This window comes from Bradyrhizobium sp. Kon58 (assembly GCF_055807455.1).
This window is the reverse complement of record NZ_JBVVOT010000613.1, coordinates 1-244: the sequence shown is the minus strand read 5'-3', so window position 1 is coordinate 244 and position 244 is coordinate 1. Positions and strand designations below refer to the sequence as shown.

Here is a 244-nt window from a genome sequence, read left to right as displayed (position 1 = left end):
CTGGATGTGTTCGAGAAAGAACCGCTGAATCACGCCTCACCGCTGCTGCGCTTGAACAACGTAGTGGCCACGCCGCATATCGGTTCGGCCACCCATGAGACACGCGAAGCAATGGCCAAATGTGCCGTGGACAACCTGTTGGCGGCATTGGCAGGGCAAAAACCGAAAAACCTGGTGAATCCAACTGCCTGGACCCAATAACCCCTGACACAACACCAACCAACTGTGGGAGGGGGCTTGCCCC

General features: G+C 57.4%; 1 protein-coding gene. It reads left to right on the top strand.

The genetic code is table 11. The annotated features are described in order from the left end of the window. The coding region (locus tag AC0L20_RS41680; protein WP_473295941.1) for an NAD(P)-dependent oxidoreductase at positions 1-201 on the top strand (201 nt) is incomplete at its 5' end. Between the last annotated feature and the right edge of the window lie 43 nt (positions 202-244).